We start from the raw sequence: 16,823 nt of genomic DNA on the forward strand, positions 1-16,823 counted from the left end.
CTGATAAAGATAAGACCTAAGCTTCATCATCATAAAAATATAGGGATGAAAAAACACTATTGTTTAATATTGATCACAATGATCTTTAGTCAGTTTCTTCTCGGATGCAAACAGGATGCATTACTTGCAGATAATGTACAGTTGCAATCCTTTTCTTTTGACCCAGCAAGCAATCCGGGCCTTAAAGATGCAGTATATGGTACCATCGAAGGACAGCATATTTCTATTCGTGTGCCCAACTCTGTCGATATTACAAAAGCAGTACCTTCCTTTAAAGGTACGTCGGAGAAAATGGTTGCATACGTTGGGAAAAATATTCAAGAATCTGGGGTTACGGCCGTCGATCTTTCCAAAGCAACGGTCTACCGTTTTGTGACACCAAACGGAATGTCGGAATATAGCGTTTCGGCACAAAAGTCGGGATCTATTCTTTCCTTTGGTTTCTATGCAGCTGATAATCCAGATTATTTGTTTCGCGATTATCCCGCTACAATAAGCAAACTTGATATCAAAGTAGATCTACCTGTAGATGCCAATATCACCAAGTTGGTTGCCCGATATACTGTCAACGAAGGCACAGTACTGAAGTCCAATGGTGCAGATTTCAAAAGCAAGGAAACCATTTTAGATTATTCCAATCCCCAAACCCTGACATTGCAGGATTTGGAAAGCGGGACATCTGAAAATTTTGTTGTTCAGGTAGGCAGGCTGACAGCACCTGTGTGGACAGCGATGCAGCTTCCAGACTTTTTACAAATCAACAATGTTGCGGAGGCAGGGCTTGAAATTAATCCAATAAATAATCAGCCGTATGTATCCGTTCAATTTTCCGGCAGTACAGATGATTTACGAAAAGGGCTTATTACCGCGTTCAATAGTGAAAGCAAACAGTGGGAGACTTTAGGGAATGAATCTGGCTTTACGCCAACAAGAGCCGATTACATTTCGTTAGATTTTTCGAAACAAGGGATTCCATATGTTGCATTTAGAGATTATACGGCAGGAGCTAATGCACAATATGCATCATTAATGAAGTATGAGAATAATACCTGGTCATTTGTAGGCGAGCAGCAGGGATCTTTCAACAGGGTGAATTATTTAACGTTAAAGTTGGATGACAATAATGTGCCTTATCTAGGATATGTGTTCTCACGTGCGTCTTCTCCTTACCCTAGCCGTGGTACATATGTTGAATCGTTACGTAATGGAAAGTGGACGGGGCAGTCCTTTGCACAGTCAACTACAGGCTGGTTTTCAAAAATGTTTAAAGGACGGGATAATAAATTGTATTATGCCGTCATGGATTTAACAAACGGTACAGCAAGCCGTAAACCTTCTGTATATAGGTTTGAAAATGGTGCATGGAATTTGGTCGGGAATGTTAATGTAGGACCTGCAGAGTCAAATTCAGGAGGTATCAATATTGATCTTGACGTAAAAGAAGACGGTCAAATTTATATGGTTTACCAGTCCAATTCACCGGCTTATAAAACATTTGTTATGCATTGGAATGGGAGCAGTTGGAAACAGTTGGGTGACGGTATCAGCCAAACGACCAGTAGCTCCGCAAACCGCGACAATGTGGCGATCCGTATACACCCCGACGGTCGGATTTTCTTGGCATACGGAGACGCAATCAATGGAATAAAGGTCTGCACCTACAATGAAGCTACAGGAAACTGGAATACTGCAGTGCAGGTTTCACCAGAAAATGGAAATAAATTTGTGATGCAGATAAGTGATCAAGGAATACCTTATTTGATCACAGTGATAAACAGCAAAGCTGCCCTTTTCAAATACGATATTCCCGGATTATAACATAGTTCAGGTCACGGTCGGATGTATAAAATTATCTGACCGTGACTTAGCTATCAGCAATGAACAATATGATTAAAAAAATAAGCATTATCTGGATCTTGGGATTACTTTTTGTAATAAAGGTCACAGCCCAAGTAGCAGTAGCTAAGAAAGTCTTGATTGAAGGACATGCTTTTGAAGACAAAAATAACAATGGCCTTTTGGATAAAGGAGAGAAAAGGCTTTCTAAAATTCGGGTATCAAATGGTATTGATGTGATAAGCACCGATAAAACCGGAGCATATAGCTTTGAAGCTAAGATTGGTCAATCCATTTTTTCTATCACTCCATCTGAATATGTATGGGCAAAGGAAAATAAAATAGGAAATGCAAATGCATATTACCTCAATCCTAATCATACTATTCCCGATACTTTGGTGTTTGATATACCATTAAGAAAGAGGAAAAATATCCCTCTCGAATTCAATATTGCCGCCATTGGAGATGTGCAGGTGAGCGATCAGGAGGAATTGGAATTTGCGGCCAAAAGTATATTTTCCGAACTTATAGAAAGGAAGGATATTGATTTTAATCTTGTTCTGGGAGATTTAGTCAACAATAATATGGAGATTTTGCCTGAGGTGGGGAAAATGATCGATGCGCTGCCGATGTCATCCTACACAATGGTCGGCAACCATGATCGGAACGTTGTCAATCCGGATTATATGAACGACCGTTTCAATGCTGTTTTTGGAGCTGATAATTATGCTTTCAATTATGGTAATGTACATTTTATCGTGTTAAACAATGTGTTTGCTACAGGCAAAAATTCTTATGAAGGAAGATTAGCTGATGAGCAGTTGACATTTTTGAAAAATGATCTTTCCTATATTCCAAAAGATGCTTTAGTAGTGCTTAGTCAGCATATTCCTATGGCTTTTACACGAAATAGGACGGAGGTACTTCAACTGTTGGCTGATTATAAAAATGTATTGATTTTGTCTGGACATACCCATCAGGTGGATCGTTATTTCTTTAAAAATAAAGCGATACAGGAATTGGGTGCTGGTGCAACCTGTGGTAACTGGTGGCGTGGTGAGAAGGATGCCAAAGGAGTTCCGGATGCCAGGATGCTGTGCGGTAGCCCAAGGGGGTATTTTGTGATCAATATTAAAAACAATAGCTATTCGTTTCAGTTCAAAGCCGTAGATCAGGATGCTAAAAAACAAATGCATATTGCTGTTAGAGCGGGCGTATTGCTAGCAAATGTTTTTGGAGCGGCAGACAGTACGAATGTCATGGTACAGATAAATGATGGAGAATGGGTCAGGATGCGGAAAAGTAAAAGTGTAGATCCCTTTGTATCCGATATCATCGAAAAAAATAATCAAAAAATCTATCCCACTTTAGGTAGCACGGCGAATCCTTTACGAAAGCGGGCCTCTGGTCATCTTTGGGAATTTCCGTTGCAAAACGTAAATGGTGATAGCATAAAAGTGATCCGGATTAAAGCGGAGGATAACTATGGCTTTTTAGTTCAAAATGAATTTACCGAGTTTTTTTCGCAGTAGTTATACAAATTATTCTTGCTATATGTCCATAGCTTATCTAAAAGGGTAGGTTTGACCGTAGAAGACACTATAGTTTTCATATGTTTTAAGTTTAGTTTAGAAGCCACGTCGTGAGATGTGGCTTTTTTTGGATAGCTTATTTACCTAATGCCTTGACGATAGCCACGCCCACGGCCTTGGCTGATTGAGGTTTCTGGCCGGTGATCAATCTGCCGTCAATAGTAACATGCGACTGCCATGGTTCGGATTTTTCATAAATCCCACCTATTGCCTTTAGCTTATCCTCTAGTAAAAAGGGGACGACATTGCTGAGCTTTACAAGCTCTTCCTCCTCATTGCTAAAGCCATTGACTTTTTTCCCTTTTATCAAATATTCGCCGGTGCTCAGTTTGATGTTGGTTAAGCCTGCAGGTCCATGACATACAGCTGCGACAAGCCCATTTGCCTCGTATATCTGTATATCTTGCTGGCAATCTTTGCGATTGATGAATCGAAAGGAAGATCCCACATCGCACCATTTCCTCCGGCATAAAAGATAGCTTTATATTCTTCAGGTTTTACCTGAGAAGGTTTGAGTGAATGGGTGATTTTACTGTGATAGTATTTATCCTCCCAGAATTTTTTGTTAACGGGATCATTTAGGTCAAATCCAACCACAGGTGGATTTTCACCCTGTGGGCTAACGAAATCAATCTCATATCCGGCAGCTGTTAAAACCTCCCATGGATGCGAGACTTCCCCGAGATAATAACCTGTTTTTTCGCCTGTATTGCCTTTTGTATCGTGACTAGTCACTACAAATAGAATTTTTGGTTTTTGGTTTGTTGCATAGCAATGCGTTACTATTAGGATTAATAAAGCGGAAAATATTCCTATTTGCCTAAAGAGTCGTTTTGCTTTCATATCGATTTGATTTTCTTCTTGTTGGAACAAATTTCTTGATTTTGACCTCCCTATTCCCGCCATTCACCGAGTTTTCCCGATTGTTGGTCTAAAGTCAATAGGCTGGGGGCCTAATGTGTTGTAGTTTTGAGTCAACAAATAAGAACAACAGAACTAACACAATAAAAAAAAGACATTATGAAAACGCTAGTAAAAACATTCGCAGCAGCAGCTTTAATCGCAGTATCTACTTTCGCTATGGCAGCTGAAGGATCTGGAGCAAAAGCAACAAAAGCTAACATTAACCTTTCTACAGCAGACTTCGCTTTAGAGCACTATGTTGCGGTAATGACTGCAGGCGAATCAGCAGGCGTAGAGCAGTTATTCGCTGATGATTTTAATCAAAAGATCCAAGCTACAAATGCGCAGTCTAACAGCCGTAGCGAAGTGGTTAAACTATTGAAAAAACAAAAAGGCGAAAAGCTAAACTGTGCAGTAAGCACAGACATCATCGAGGAATCGGCAGACTATATGGTCGCTAAAGTGACTTTGAAATTTGAGACCTTCACAAAAACAGATTTAGTTACCTTGGAGCGTGTGGGCAATGACTGGAAAGTATCCAAATCAATCAATTCGTATTAATAGTATCTAATAACTAGTGGTTTGTCAGTTCAGGCAGACTACAAACCACTAGTGAATCATATGTTTAAGTTTAGTTTAAAGGCCAGGTGTAATCGGTAAATCAGAATGGTTCTTCGCCAATTTTGATGCAATTATCCAGTTTTTTTTGGAAGATAAGCTCTGTAAAGAACTATTTTCTCCTATCTTTTTTTATAGCACCACGATAGTATCGTTTTACTTCTTTTGCAACATTCCATACTTTAGTAACACTACATTTGCTGTTAGCGTTTAATTTATTAACAATCAACTTGCACTGTTACATTGGTGGTGTAATAGTGCAAATTGATTGTTATTGTATGATCAATAAGATTAGAGGGGGAAACGGTATTGCCTGCCTAACAATTAAAAGTATGTCTGTTTAGGGCTATATCTTATGGAAGATCATATATTTTCGCTATTCACAGAGTTTTTCCAACCGTTAATGAAAAATACGTTGAATCTTGGTAAGTTAAAGTTAAAACGTTATCTTGCGGCACTATTTATGGGAGCCAATTATTACTTTAATGTTGATCTGAAAGATTGATTAATTAAGTGTGATAACCTAAAATAATATAAAACTTTATCTCAAATAGGTCTATCAATAAAGAACATGGTAACATTGCAAACAATTGAAGAAATTCATAGATTATTTCCTACTATGGGGAGCAGTCCGGCTTTAGTGACCTGCGATGATTTTCGTGATTGGGTATGTAAATATGACAGGTCACCACTTAATCTTTTCAATGAACTTATAGCAGCAAAGTTTGCCCAAATTTGGGAATTAATGACCCCCGAAGTATGCTTTATTCAAGTGAAACAAGATCATGTCCCACTTCAAAAATTTCCTCAATTACAATATGACTTTTTTAATAAGGAATGTTTTGGTTCATTATATCTAGAAGATTCCAAAGAGATTGACCTTACTACAGTCTCGCTCTTTAAACAAAAAGGTTTTATGGATAAACTTGGCAATAAAGAAGATTTTTTAAAAATAGCATTATTCGATATTTGGCTAGCCAATGAGGATAGAAATCATAATAATTTTAATTTATTGTTGCATGCGTCATCTGAAAAACTTAACTTTCTGTACGCCATTGACCATGTCAATATTTTTAATAGTAGTTTTCTCGATTATGGAATAGCTGAATTAACAGAGGATGATTCCATCATAAAGACCGAGTTGGCTAAAATTCTTTTTGGAGGAAAACGCAAGTTACCAGCGATCGTAGAAAATCTTGTGCAAAATTTTTACCTTTGTACCTCAGAATGTAAAGAGAGGTTGGATGAGATAATAGCTTTAGTGCCGGATTCTTGGAATTTAAATACGGAAGACCTAAGAAAGAGGATTCGTAAGAATGTATTTACAGAGGATTGGAACGAAACTTGCGTCAATTATTTTAGAATGTTTATTCAATCTTTTATCGTCAATTAAATGAAAACAATATATTCAATATTATCCATTACACTGAATACGGCCTTGGAAGAAAGGATAAGTATCGGTACGTTAATGTCTAATGGTACAGAAAGTATGTTTAAGTTTTCTTCTGAAAAATTATTGGCCATTAAGAGTTTGCTTAGTTCTGAGAAGTATAATTTGGTTAAAAACTATTTGAAATCCTTAGAGAACGATATTCACCATATTAGTCTGGAGAAGATAAACACTATTTCTCAAAAGAATGTTGAATGGACTCAGTTTGGTTATCTTAGTTACTTGTCAAATTATGCGAGCAATCTAGTCCAATTTTCAGAGCCTAAAATTATCGATATAGAATTTACACAAAATAACTTTAAACGACTATTTGAAAAGTATATTTTCACTTATGCACAAGATGCTGAGTATTCTACATCTCAAATGATAGTTGAACAAGTGAAGGAGAATCTTTATCCAAAAATAAATACTCGCGTTAATTTAGATATCACGTTGGACTCGAGTAATTTTGAAAATTTGTTTGCACCTATTGAAGTGAATTTTCTTGGTATAAATGGTATGCCAGTAGCGGGGCAGACTATAGACTTCTCCAAGAAGCATTATTTTCTTGAAAATGACGTTACTCGATTTGTTGCATTGACTAAGGTGATTGAGTTAGCAGAAAACAAAAGAGGACAGTTTTATATTCTAGGCCGCGAACCTGAAAATAGTGATGTGAAAAACCATCAGCTATGGGAACAGATTCGTGATTCCGATATTTTGGAATTTGTTGATGCAGATGAAACCGGTATTGTCGAAGAATACATGGAGTCGCATGATGTGCGCCCCTATTTTAAAAAATAATATTCGAATTTCTGTTTATTTAAATCTTATGATTTCAGGAGCTCGTTTTCAATTTCGAGAAATATTGAAATCATAAGATTTACAACTTTTAATTATTTAGGATCCCGTTATCCCATTAGCGAAAGTATCCACAAAGCCAACAATCTTATTTAAGATCCGATCGCCAATTTCTTTGAACTTTAGGACGCTAGGCCTTCCGTCAGCACGAAGAGAAAGAACTTCTTTACGAAGTGGAGGATAACGTAGTGAGTGGAGCTCAATTAGAATAATTAAGTAGAAAGAATAGATGAATTTAGGAGAAGAATTAGGAGAAAGATCAAGCATGAACGCTTTTTTAAATACGTTAACGTCATTTTTAATCGAAATGTTAGGAGTAAGATAAGTAGAAAGAATGGTAATAAGTTCATTAAAAAGAGGAGTTTTTTGGTGATAATTTATCTGATCCTTGTCACAAATATTTACAAAATTTGTGACAATTGTAGCTGTTTTTTAAAGGTATAATATTTTGTATTTTAGATTTTTATGTTTGGTTTTGGTTCTCTATTTTACGCATAGTGTTTCGCTGAACAGTGCCTTTAACTTTAATAATATCCATCAGAGCATATAAGTAGAAAGTTTATGCAATTTTAGGAGAAGAATTAGGAGAAGAGATTAAAGGAATAGAGTTGCTATAATGCTCGTACAATAGGCTGTGAGATGTTTTACAAGGAAAAATGTAAATATTTTAGGGAAAGAACTAGGGAAAGATTGGAGAAGAAGAAGTAGAAAGAAAGTAGAAAAATTAGTAGAAAGATAGTAGTATCGCCTTGTTTATAGATCTTGAATGCACTTGAGTTGATCGTTTAGTTCAATCACACCTTTCCCTACAACAGCTCATACAACGAAGCGTTGATAAACTGGATCGCCTTAGTTTTCCTCTTACCATAGCCTGCATGGTTATGACCAAAGACATGTTATCTCGGTGGTCGCTCCAACACGAACTCACGGATTTCGTCGCTGCACTAGGCATTATTTGCTAAAAACTGCTAATTAGGGATGAGTTTAAATAACTTTTACAGGGGTTGTGTTCGTACCTGCTTCGTATAGCCTTCGAATCAGGACATGTAGGGTTCGATTGTTGACCAGTATCTGAACAGTTTTTCCCTGTACAGAGACTGGACAAGGTCTGTTGGGTGTCTGTACAATATCTATTGATGATCCGAACGTGGTACGAATCTGATACGAAGGAGACTTACCTCCCTATTCCTGCCATTCACCGAGTTTTCCAGAGCGTTAGTCTAAAGCCCGTAGGCTAGGGGCGTATTGTGTTGTAGTTTTGAGTCAACAAATAAGAACAGATAAAAAAACTAACACAATAAAATAAAGAAATTATGAGAACTCTAGTAAAAACATTCACAGCAGCAGCTTTAATCGCCGTATCAACATTTGCTATGGCAGCTGAAGGACCTGGCGCAAAAGCAGCAAAAGCAAACGTTAATCTTTCCACAGCAGACTTGGCACTCGATCACTATGTGGCGGTAATGACAGAGGGAGAATCAGCAGGTGTAGAGCAATTGTTCGCCGAAGATTTTAACCAAAAAATCCAAGCTTCCAATGCACAGAATCACAGCCGTAACGCTATTGTTAAATCCTTGAAAAAACAAAAAGGTGAAAAGCTAAACTGTACGGTAAGCACCGAAATCCTTGAGGAGTCGGCGGATTATATGGTAGCCAAAGTGACGTTGACGTTTGAAAACTTTACCAAAACAGACCTAGTGACTCTTGTACGTGAAGGTAATGACTGGAAAGTATCTAAATCGATCAATTCGTATAAATAAGAGCCATCTCAAATAAATATATAAATGTTGTAGAGCCATGTCGAGAGATGTGGCTTATTTTCTAGCTATTTCATGATCGATCATCTCTCATGGCTTATGCTAATAGCATCATTTGCGTAATTGGGTTTGCGTTATCCTGTAGAGGCTGACAACAATAATAGCTGCAGCGACCGTCAGCACATGATGTGTTCCCCTGATAGAATAATGTATAAATCCACCGAGCCCCTGCAACATTAACACAAATTCATTCAAAAAGATTCCAACAAGTAAGCCATAAACGCCATAGTGAATGCCTTTTTCGATTTTTAACATACAAATCTGAAAAGCATACCCAATTAAAAAGAGTGATATTACCACCAAAAGGACGAGGTGAAGATAAGCAATAACAATTGGTCGAAATCCATAAGCTTGTTGGCTCAGAGCAGGTATGACCGATATGCCTTGCAATATCAGTTTGAGAAAAATGGCAAACAGGACACATAACCAAATTTTAGATGTATCGGGGCTTAAGCGGAGTGAAATATTGCTTCGGACCAGTCGGACGACTCGTTGTGCTAATGTTCCCCACAGGACAAATTGAAATCCGACTGTAATGACTATAATAATATATAGCCACAGGGGTAAACCCTTCCACCATAGAACAGATAAGAAATAGGTTGGTATAACAGTCATGACATACACGAGCGAAAAACGCGGACTTATTGGTATTTTACCAGTACGTTTATACAGCCAACTGGCAAACAGAGCAATACAGCCAAAGAAAAACCAGCCATTATACTGAAAATGAAGATAAAAATAGACTGATGCAAGCTGTTTTAATGGATCCAGTTGGTGGCTCACTTTGAGATATGCCAGAAAATAGGTCCCTAGTGAACTAAATATATTGAAAAATAGTGCCGACTTAATTAAGATCGAAATGGCCGGAGGAAGCGTCGATGATTTAAGATCCCGCACTAATTGAAAGCAGAACCAATAAGAGACAAGTATCGATAAAAAGGATAATATAATCGAACATAGGCTATAGCCAGCAACTGAAAAGGAAATAAGCATGCCTATCGAAACCGTCCAATTAGCCCATAGGATATGCTGATATTTCCTGCACAAAATCTGATTGGTTTTTATTCCCAGAACGGTCATTATGAGAAAAATCATAAGAGCTTGGGATACCCAGGCGGAAAAAGCAAAATGCGAATGCGCATGCATGAGGTTTTTCTGGTCGATCCAAGGAATGGGAAATAAAAATTTTAAGCGCATAATCAACCCGAAAATACCTACAATAAGTAAATTGAATAGGGTGATGACGATCCATTTCCTGATACTTAAATAGCTACTGATTTTATTCATACATTGATTTCTTTCCGATAGCTGAAACATCGTTGTTTCAAGCTTCAATCAATAATACCATCGGCCGGAACAAAAACTTTTCCGCGGATAATGTTCAATTTATCTTCCTTGTCCATTTGCTTCATTGTCCGGATGATTGTTTCTACTCTTAACCCGGTCATATTAGCCAATTGTTGGCGCGTAAGCATAAGTCGGTTGCATTCCTGACAAACGAGTCTCTTGCTTTCATTTAACTTTTGGATCAGATTGGAGAGGATCTCCTCCGGTGAACGATTGTAAATTAATTTGATCATAAAGAGTTTAAAGTGTAGTTCGCGCGCCATCTTTTGTGATACCAAACGATGTAGGTTGCCATATTCATGTATGATTTCGATGAATTTTTTCGAACTGATCTTCAGTAATGTACATGAACTGTCGGTAATTGCCGTCACTGTATAAACGCCATTGTCCAATATCGCTACTTCTCCAAAGCCCTCATTGGCACAGATAACATTGTGGAGGACCTCCCTACCGTCTGATAAGAAATTAGAAAGACGAACTCGCCCACTTAACAACTGATAATAAAATGTGGCCATGCTATCCTCATGAAAAAGTATTTCGCCAATATCGGCATGTAGGCTGCTCGCTCCCTTTTCGAGAAGTATTGCGGTTGGAATCATCGTTCTATATAAGTTAGTTTTTACTACACAGCGTAAAGATATAGTAGTGTCACAAAATAGATCTTGATGTTGATCACGGGAATGAGTGATGAAAATCAATATGGTGTTAATGTGCTTATATATAGTGTTTTATTGTTTTTGATTGATGGTTTGTTCTCACCGGAATCATTTTATGATTTGCCTCATAAAATGGCTACACGCTTCGATAATACCTTTGGATTAAGTAAAACACAATCAAGTTTGAACACAAAACCAAAATAAGATGAGAAAGCTAATTGTATGTTGTTTGATGGGATTATTTATCTATTCCTGTTCCTCAAACAATGGCGAGAAAAAGACCGTTGCCAACAGTGTTAATGAATCTGGGGCTTCGGCAAATGACGCCAGTGGATATGATCCTCACCGCGGTGAGGGAAAATTTGACAAAGTGGAAATCGCTGACCATTTGGATGCACCAATGGCCGCAGCCGGAAAATTGATTGTTGACCTGAAATGTGCTTCCTGCCACAAGCTAACCGACGAGAAACTAGTCGGGCCAGGATGGAAAGGTGTGACACAACGGAGAAAACCACAGTGGATCATGAATTTTATCACTAATCCTGATCCGATGATCGATAAGGATCCGGAATTACAGGCGCAACTTGAACTATGCATGGTCCGGATGCCTAACCAAAATCTAACGGACGAGGAAGCCCGAAAGGTATTGGAGTTTATGCGACAAAATGATGGTGTAAAATAATAAAAGCTGAATAAGAATCAACAAAGCTGCATAGGTATTAACCTTAAAATAAGAATAGAATGACTTTAACAAAATACATATTGACGAGCCTAATGGCGAGCGCGATGTTATCGACTTTCCATGCCTGTAAACCCAAAGGAGCGGGAGCCGCCGTGAGTGGTGATGCCGCTGAGAAGGTATATGTTGCCCCAGGGAAATACGATGAATTCTACAATTTCGTATCCGGGGGATTTAGTGGGCAGCTCTCCGTTTATGGACTTCCATCCGGCAGATTATTGCGTGTAATACCCGTTTTTTCACTAGATCCCGAAAAGGGCTGGGGTTTTAGTGAAGAAACTAAACCGATGCTCGAAACGTCCCATGGCAATGTACCTTGGGATGATTTACACCACGTGCAGCTTTCGAAAACCGATGGAAACTACGACGGCCGCTGGGTATTTGTCAATGCCAACAATACCCCCCGTATTGCCCGGGTGGATCTGACAACTTTTCGTACGGCTGAAGTACTCGAACTCCCCAACAGCGGTGGAAACCACTCTTCGCCGTACATTACTGAAAATACCGAATATGTTGTTGCAGGAACGCGATTTTCGGTTCCGCTGGACGGTGAGTCGGGCGATGTACCTATCAATACCTTTAAAAAGAATTTTCGCGGAACATTGAGCTTTGTCAGCGTCAATAAGGATAATGGCAACATGGAATTAGCTTTTCAGATTGAGACACCCGGTGTAAACTATGACCTGAGCCGAGCCGGTAAAGGGACTTCTCATGGTTGGTTCTTCTTCTCCACCTACAATACCGAACAGGCAAATACATTGCTGGAGGTCAATGCATCCAAAAATGACAAAGACTTTATATTGGCCGTCAACTGGAAAAAAGCCGAAGAGTATTTGAAAGCCGGAAAAGGGAAAAAGGTTACCGGGTTGAAGTATGCCCATAACACTTACGACGAGAAATCACATACCGCAAAAACATCTTTTAATACAGAAACGATCGTATTGAAGGCAGAGGAGCTGGAGGGGCTATGCTACTATATCCCTTGCCCAAAATCTCCGCACGGTGTCGACGTTGATCCTACAGGCGAATATATTGTAGGGTCGGGTAAACTGGCTGCGGTCATACCTGTATTCTCGTTCGCTAAGATGCAGAAAGCAATCCAGGAAAAACAATTCGAAGGAAAATTCGGTGGTATCCCAATTATCAAATACGAATCTGCGCTGTACGGCGAAGTCCAAAAACCTGGCTTGGGCCCACTGCATACAGAATTTGATGGCAGAGGAAATGCAATCACGTCATTCTTTGTGTCTTCCGAATTGGTGAAATGGAATATTAAGGATTTAAAGGTGCTCGACCGTACACCAACATTTTACTCAACAGGCCATTTAATGATACCTGGTGGAGATACCAAAAATCCAGAAGGCAAATATGTCATCGCCTATAATAAGATTACGAAAGACCGCTTTCTCCCTACAGGACCGGAGTTGGCTCAGAGTGCCCAATTGTTTGATATCTCGGGAGACAAAATGCAATTGTTGTTAGACTTTCCGACCATTGGTGAACCACATTATGCGCAAGCTATCAAAGCGGAGAAAGTGAAAGACAAAAGTGTGAAGATTTTTAAAATTGAAGAAAATACCAGCCCATTTGTTGCCAAAGGAGACAAAGATGCACGCGTTGAACGTAAAGGTAACCAGGTACATGTATACCTGACATCCATCCGTTCACACTTCACTCCGGACAATATCGAGGGTGTACAACTAGGCGATGAAGTCTATTTCCATGTGACCAATATTGAGCAGGACTGGGATATGCCGCATGGCTTTGCTGTCAAAGGCGCAAAGAATGGAGAATTGCTCATTATGCCGGGAGAGACACAGACATTGAAATGGGTTCCAGATAGAGTAGGTGTATTCCCGTTCTACTGTACGGATTTTTGTAGCGCGTTACACCAAGAGATGCAGGGGTATATCCGTATCTCAAAAAAAGGAAACAATGTTCCGTTGATTTATAGTCTGGGAACCAATCAACCGCAAGAGAAGACCAATTAATATAACCTACAATGATGAAAACTACAAGTCACCTGTCAGCAGTACATCGGATTCTTTTGATCCTGAGTGGCCTGGCCCTGGTAGCGGTCATCTTCCTACCCATCTGGCGTATTGAGCTCGACGCAGCACAATACCCAGAAGGGCTAGAACTACAGATCTATAGCAACAAGTTGGCCGGACAAGTTGATATTATCAATGGACTGAACCACTATATCGGGATGAAAACGCTACATGCGGAAGATTTCATAGAATTTAAGGTCTTGCCCTATATCATCTTATTTTTTGCGCTTGCTTTTTTGCTTACCGGTTTCGTGCAGAATAGAAAACTGCTATATGGCTTATTCTTTTGTTTTCTGCTTTTTGGAGTCGCAGCCCTGGTTGACTTTTATATCTGGGAATACAACTATGGGCATCAGCTCGATCCATCTGCACCGATAAAAGTTCCCGGAATGTCTTATCAGCCACCACTGATCGGATACAAACAGCTTTTAAATTTTGGCGCCTATTCTATACCTGATATCGGGGGATGGATCTTTATACTCTGTGGAATTATCTTGGCCTTTTGTACAGTGCGGGAGTGGCAAAATAATAAAACCCTAAAACTAAAATCATATGAGAAACTATAAATTATTTGCGTTGATCTGTAGTAGTATATTGCTGGTTCTATGTAGTTTGCAGGCCTGTCAGGGCAACAATAAACCCAAGCCTATTAAATACGGTAGCGAGCAATGTGCCCACTGTAAGATGACAATAACGGACGCGCGTTTTGGTACGCAGCTGCAGACAAAAAAGGGACGGGTCTTTAATTTTGATGACGTACAATGTATGATCGCCTTTGTCAAAGGGAACTCGGTCAAAAAAGAAGAGATTGCCGTTTATTACCTGCCGGATTATGTTAGCCATAAGCTCGTACCGGCTGAAGGTGCATATTATCTCAAAAGTGAAGCCTTGAAAAGCCCAATGCGAGGCAATGTTGCTGTATTTGAAAAACGGGTGGAACTGGATAAGGTCAAAGCAGAGATCGGTGGCACGGTGATGACCTGGAATGATCTGTGGAAATAAATGAATAACAATGAAGAATCTAGCTTTAGCGTTGTACTGTGCAATGGCTTGTCTTTGGCTCGTAAACGTGCCTGTATCGGCGACAACCATCCAGGTAGGAAAGGGGCAGTCGGTCAGAACAATAAAGGCTGGCTTAGCACAAGCGAAATCAGGTGATACCGTTTTAGTAGCGGCGGGTGTGTATAAGGAGGGGAATATTGTTATTGATAAGGCAATTTTCCTGAAAGGCCTGGGAAAACCTGTGCTGGACGGCGAGAAAAAATATGAACCGCTCTCGATCAAATCACCGCAGGTTACTGTTCAAGGCTTTTTAATACAGCATTCGGGACATTCTTCCATGAATGATATTGCCGGTATTAAAATTTACAATACAGCGCATATCAAAATTTTTGACAATGAGCTCGTGGACAATTTTTTCGGGATTTATGCGCAGAATGCTACAAACGTTGAAATACGGGGCAATATCCTCAAAGCTTTTGGTACAGCGGAGCAGCTGATTGGTAATGGTATTCATGCTTGGAAATCAGATAGTTTAAGTGTTGAAAATAATGAAGTGTCTGGACATAGGGACGGTATTTATCTTGAGTTTGTGACCCATACTCGAGTACAGGGCAATCTTTCTGAAAAAAATCTGCGCTATGGTCTCCATTTTATGTTTTCCCATGAGAACAGTTACATCTCAAACACCTTTCGCAGCAATGGTGCAGGTGTAGCTGTTATGTATACCAAGCATGTCCATATGGAAAACAATAATTTCGAAGAGAATTGGGGCGATGCCGCCTATGGATTGTTGCTCAAAGATATTTCCGATAGTCAGATCATCAACAATCAGTTTAGCCGCAATACCACGGGTATTTTTATGGAAGGATCGAATCGTATCCATATTGAACATAACAATTTTAAGAGCAACGGATGGGGGCTCAAGATTCAGTCGAGCTGTATGGACAATGTGCTTAAAGACAATAATTTTCTTCAGAATACCTTTGATGTTGCCACCAATGGTACCCTTACACTCAACAGCTTTGTGCATAACTATTGGGACAAATACGAGGGATACGATCTGGACAAAGACGGATTTGGGGATATCCCTTTTCGTCCCGTAAGCCTATTCTCGATGATGGTTGAGCGCTATCCTTCGGCGATGTTACTTTTTCGAAGTTTTATGGCCATGTTGTTCGACCGGACTGAAAAGCTATTACCAAGTCTGACACCCGAGGGGCTTAAAGACGATAAGCCTCGCATGAAATCAATAAAAGTATGATTAGTATCCAGCAGTTAACGAAAAGCTTTGGAAAATTCAATGCATTAAAGGGCATTGATCTGACCTTGAATGGCGGCGAATGCGTTGCCTTAATTGGCCCCAATGGCAGTGGTAAGACTACTTTGATCAAGTCTGTCCTAGGTATGGTCATGCCGAGTGCCGGACGGATCACTTTTGAAGGACAGGACATTGGACAGCAATGGGCTTATCGGAACCATATCGGCTATATGCCGCAGATCGGTCAATATCCTGAGAATATGTCCATCAAACAGGTCCTGGATATGATCAAAGATATCCGTAAACAGCCCCAGACGGATTCGGATCTTTATCAGGCTTTTGGCGTGGACAAGCTGTTGGAAAAACGGATGGCAACGCTTTCCGGTGGCACAAGACAAAAAGTAAGTGCCTGTATCGCATTTATGTTTGACCCCAAAGTACTCATCCTGGATGAACCTACAGCAGGACTGGATCCTCTGTCTACCGAAATTCTCAAGGATAAAATCAAAAAAGAAATCGGACGCGGTAAACTGATCATCATCAGTTCCCATGTGCTTAGTGATCTCGATGAATTTGTATCGCAGATTGTCTTTCTGCAGGAAGGAGAGCTGAAGTTTCATAAGAGTTTGCAGCAATTGAAAGAAGATACATGTACTGAAAAGCTATCTAAAGCAATCGCTTATTTGATGCAGAACCGCGACCTGTCTAATTAGA

The 16,823-nt window shown here is 39.6% G+C and carries 18 protein-coding genes; 13 read left to right on the plus strand and 5 right to left on the minus strand.

The window, feature by feature from the left end; all coding sequences use genetic code 11:
* The first annotated feature begins 45 nt into the window (after positions 1-45).
* Entirely contained in the window at positions 46-1,818 is a 1,773-nt protein-coding gene (locus B4Z90_RS11740) for a hypothetical protein (RefSeq protein WP_070565775.1), read from the plus strand.
* Between the two features lie 68 nt (positions 1,819-1,886).
* Positions 1,887-3,368 (plus strand): calcineurin-like phosphoesterase C-terminal domain-containing protein, encoded by a 1,482-nt coding sequence (locus B4Z90_RS11745; protein WP_175441987.1) that lies wholly within the window; start codon positions 1,887-1,889, stop codon positions 3,366-3,368.
* Between the two features lie 136 nt (positions 3,369-3,504).
* Here B4Z90_RS11745 and B4Z90_RS11750 read toward each other — a convergent pair whose 3' ends face one another.
* Entirely contained in the window at positions 3,505-3,738 is a 234-nt protein-coding gene (locus tag B4Z90_RS11750; RefSeq protein ID WP_217493531.1) for a hypothetical protein, read from the minus strand.
* Between the two features lie 29 nt (positions 3,739-3,767).
* Entirely contained in the window at positions 3,768-4,163 is a 396-nt protein-coding gene (locus tag B4Z90_RS11755) for a hypothetical protein (RefSeq protein ID WP_286710171.1), read from the minus strand.
* A gap of 285 nt (positions 4,164-4,448) precedes the next feature.
* On the opposite strand from B4Z90_RS11755, the gene B4Z90_RS11760 reads away from it, so the two are divergent.
* The 4 genes from B4Z90_RS11760 to B4Z90_RS11775 all read left to right on the plus strand — a co-directional run bounded on the left by B4Z90_RS11760 (position 4,449) and on the right by B4Z90_RS11775 (position 7,182).
* Positions 4,449-4,892, plus strand: coding sequence for a nuclear transport factor 2 family protein (locus tag B4Z90_RS11760; protein ID WP_286710172.1), 444 nt, complete (start codon positions 4,449-4,451; stop codon positions 4,890-4,892).
* A 412-nt stretch (positions 4,893-5,304) separates the two neighbouring features.
* Entirely contained in the window at positions 5,305-5,454 is a 150-nt protein-coding gene (locus tag B4Z90_RS11765) for a hypothetical protein (protein WP_175441986.1), read from the plus strand.
* 66 nt (positions 5,455-5,520) lie between these two features.
* The gene (locus B4Z90_RS11770; protein WP_070565763.1) at positions 5,521-6,342 is read left to right on the plus strand and encodes a HipA family kinase; all 822 of its coding nucleotides are present in this window, start codon (positions 5,521-5,523) and stop codon (positions 6,340-6,342) included.
* On the plus strand, positions 6,343-7,182 hold the full coding sequence (locus B4Z90_RS11775) for a hypothetical protein (protein WP_070565761.1): 840 nt from the start codon (positions 6,343-6,345) through the stop codon (positions 7,180-7,182).
* 96 nt (positions 7,183-7,278) lie between these two features.
* On the opposite strand, the gene B4Z90_RS11780 is transcribed toward B4Z90_RS11775, so the two are convergent.
* Positions 7,279-7,506: a hypothetical protein gene (locus B4Z90_RS11780; protein WP_139144978.1), complete on the minus strand. Its 228-nt coding sequence runs from the start codon at positions 7,504-7,506 to the stop codon at positions 7,279-7,281.
* 1,046 nt (positions 7,507-8,552) lie between these two features.
* Here B4Z90_RS11780 and B4Z90_RS11785 point away from each other — a divergent pair.
* Positions 8,553-8,999 (plus strand): nuclear transport factor 2 family protein, encoded by a 447-nt coding sequence (locus tag B4Z90_RS11785; protein ID WP_083295917.1) that lies wholly within the window; start codon positions 8,553-8,555, stop codon positions 8,997-8,999.
* Between the two features lie 108 nt (positions 9,000-9,107).
* On the opposite strand, the gene B4Z90_RS11790 is transcribed toward B4Z90_RS11785, so the two are convergent.
* Positions 9,108-10,343, minus strand: a complete 1,236-nt coding sequence (locus B4Z90_RS11790; protein ID WP_286710173.1) for a hypothetical protein — start codon at positions 10,341-10,343, stop codon at positions 9,108-9,110.
* 44 nt (positions 10,344-10,387) lie between these two features.
* Entirely contained in the window at positions 10,388-11,002 is a 615-nt protein-coding gene (locus B4Z90_RS11795; RefSeq protein WP_070565754.1) for a Crp/Fnr family transcriptional regulator, read from the minus strand.
* A gap of 262 nt (positions 11,003-11,264) precedes the next feature.
* Between B4Z90_RS11795 and B4Z90_RS11800 the strand changes: the two genes are divergently transcribed.
* From B4Z90_RS11800 to B4Z90_RS11825, 6 genes are read left to right on the plus strand one after another with little or no spacing between them, the layout of a single operon-like run.
* Positions 11,265-11,741: a c-type cytochrome gene (locus B4Z90_RS11800; RefSeq protein ID WP_070565751.1), complete on the plus strand. Its 477-nt coding sequence runs from the start codon at positions 11,265-11,267 to the stop codon at positions 11,739-11,741.
* Positions 11,742-11,800: 59 nt separating this feature from the next.
* Complete coding sequence (gene nosZ / locus B4Z90_RS11805) at positions 11,801-13,789, plus strand: Sec-dependent nitrous-oxide reductase (protein WP_083295916.1); 1,989 nt, start codon at positions 11,801-11,803, stop codon at positions 13,787-13,789.
* A gap of 11 nt (positions 13,790-13,800) precedes the next feature.
* Complete coding sequence (locus tag B4Z90_RS11810; protein ID WP_198386050.1) at positions 13,801-14,415, plus strand: hypothetical protein; 615 nt, start codon at positions 13,801-13,803, stop codon at positions 14,413-14,415.
* Positions 14,402-14,851: a nitrous oxide reductase accessory protein NosL gene (locus B4Z90_RS11815; RefSeq protein WP_083295915.1), complete on the plus strand. Its 450-nt coding sequence runs from the start codon at positions 14,402-14,404 to the stop codon at positions 14,849-14,851. The genes B4Z90_RS11810 and B4Z90_RS11815 overlap by 14 nt, the downstream gene beginning before the upstream one ends.
* Positions 14,852-14,861: 10 nt before the next feature.
* Entirely contained in the window at positions 14,862-16,112 is a 1,251-nt protein-coding gene (locus B4Z90_RS11820) for a nitrous oxide reductase family maturation protein NosD (RefSeq protein WP_070565743.1), read from the plus strand.
* Positions 16,109-16,822, plus strand: coding sequence for an ABC transporter ATP-binding protein (locus tag B4Z90_RS11825; protein WP_070565742.1), 714 nt, complete (start codon positions 16,109-16,111; stop codon positions 16,820-16,822). The genes B4Z90_RS11820 and B4Z90_RS11825 overlap by 4 nt, the downstream gene beginning before the upstream one ends.
* Position 16,823: the final 1 nt, after the last annotated feature.

Origin of the sequence: Sphingobacterium sp. UBA5639, assembly GCF_002421245.1 — a bacterium.
GTDB lineage: Bacteria > Bacteroidota > Bacteroidia > Sphingobacteriales > Sphingobacteriaceae > Sphingobacterium > Sphingobacterium multivorum.